The sequence below is a fragment of the Clostridiaceae bacterium genome (assembly GCA_012840395.1).
In the GTDB taxonomy this organism is placed as follows: domain Bacteria; phylum Bacillota; class Clostridia; order Acetivibrionales; family DULL01; genus DULL01.
In genome coordinates, this window is record DULL01000117.1 from 1 (window position 1) to 1,974 (window position 1,974).

The window sequence follows — 1,974 nt, forward strand, 5'->3', positions numbered from 1 at the left end:
CCTGCAACAGAGGAAGGTAAAATGATACTATTGGCGATAGATGCAGGATATAAAGGATTTTATAATCCAGATTTTCATGCAATACACAAGCATTATTTAGTTGACGTTTTAGAATTTGAAGAATTATATTATCTATGCCAAAAATACAGCATAGATGATTTTATCAATATAATAATTAAGTATAACCTAAATGGGAAAATATGGTTTAATAATGGAGGACTACAAACCAATATAAAACTAAAAGAATTGCAGGAAGTTTTAGGACTTCCTTTTTTTATGCCTAAAAACAAGTTTACAAAAATAAAGGAATTTGAATATATAACAAAACCTATCTCTAATGAAAAGACCAAAGAGGAATTAGATTCAAATATTTTCTCTTTGGCATTAACAAGAAAAAATTATGTTAATTATTCAAAATTAAAGCAGGAGGATAGAACATGAAAAATAATATACCAGTTTATTCAAGCAAACTAGCAAAAATTCTGTGTAATAAAGGTTATTGCTAAGGACCCCATTGAAGATTGGACAAATTGTATAAAAATGACATACAATTTGTTTAAGGGGGAAGTAACTTATGAAGAAGTTTACAGTTGAGCAGAAGTTATCAGTGATAAAGGATTATGAAGCAGGAGTAAAGGTAGCGGAAATATGCAGGAAACATAATATCAATCCTAATACTTTTTACAAATGGAAAGCGAAATATGATGAATCAGGGATAGATGGTCTTGCGCCGAAGGTAATAAGCACTGTTACTTCGAAAGAGTCTGAACTTCGGAGGGAGAATGAAGAACTAAAGAAGCTTTTGGGGGAGAAGGAATTAGCAATTAAGATATACAAGGATCTATTAAAAAAAACGAACCCAAGCTTGAAGATAGATTAGAGATAGCAGACAAGTACATAAGAGCGGGATATGCTGCGAGAATAGTATTAAAGTTGGTTAAAGTAGCTCGCAGTACGTATTATTACTGGAGGAGTTTAAAAAACAAGGGAGAAACTTCAAAGGATAGCAGGCAAGGGAAAAGGCCTCCAGGATATTCCCTGGATGAGGCAGGGAAAAGAATAAAAGATGAAGAAATTATTTCAAAGATAAGGGAAGCAATAAGCGGAGAGTGCAGCTGTTATGGGTATAAGAAGGTAACAGCTTATCTTAGGACTCAGTGCAAGATAAAAATAAATAAAAAGAAAGTATACCGGTTAATGCAGGAAAATGGACTTTTGAAGCCAAGGAATAGAAGATATGCCCATAGACGCAGAATAGACGACAGAAAAGTTGAAAGGCCGAATCAAATGTGGGCTACAGATATAAAGTATGGCTATATAGAAGGAAATGGCAGGACATTTTACATAATCAATTATATAGATGTATTCACAAGAGAAGTAGTTGGAAGTTATGCCGGTTATAATATAAGTTCAAAGACAGCAATCAGGACTTTAGATAAAGCAATTAAGGATAGAGGAATTGATCCGATAGGACTTATTTTAAGAAGCGATAATGGCTCGCAATATATAAGCCAAAACTTTGAAGAATACTGCAAGATAAAAGGGATTTATCATGAATTTACCCATGCAAGGTGTCCAGAAGAGAACGGACATATAGAAGCGTATCATGGAATTCTTGAGGAAGAATTACTGAGCAGGAGTGAATTTGACAGTTTGGAAGAAGCAAAGGCAGTTTTAGCAGACTGGGAAGATTTCTATAATAACAGGAGATTACACTGGGGACTTAAGCTAAAGACTCCAAGACAAGTGTACATGGAATATGTAAATAAAACTAAGATTGTAAAAGAAAGAGCGAGCTAATGTCCAATATTAAGGGGCCAAAGCACCATAAAACGGACAAAGAATGCATTTTTAGGATTTAATCCTGATGAACTATACAAAAGAACAGTTGAGAAAGTCATAATACATAAAGGGAAGATAATAGAGGTATATTTCACTTGTTTAGTCAATCCTATAAAAGTTAGGTATAGTGCA

Annotated in this window: 3 protein-coding genes; all 3 read left to right on the top strand. The window is 33.6% G+C overall.

Features of this window, described 5'->3' with window-relative positions; genetic code table 11:
• Positions 1-441 (top strand): hypothetical protein (locus GXX20_12675; protein HHW32502.1); only part of this gene is annotated, 441 nt, incomplete at its 5' end.
• Positions 442-574: 133 nt separating this feature from the next.
• A complete protein-coding gene (locus GXX20_12680; GenBank protein ID HHW32503.1) occupies positions 575-880 on the top strand; it encodes a transposase in 306 nt (101 codons plus the stop codon).
• Positions 832-1,800 carry an IS3 family transposase gene (locus GXX20_12685; GenBank protein ID HHW32504.1) on the top strand — a complete coding sequence of 323 codons (969 nt, stop codon included), beginning with the start codon at positions 832-834 and terminating at the stop codon, positions 1,798-1,800. The genes GXX20_12680 and GXX20_12685 overlap by 49 nt, the downstream gene beginning before the upstream one ends.
• Positions 1,801-1,974 lie beyond the last annotated feature (174 nt).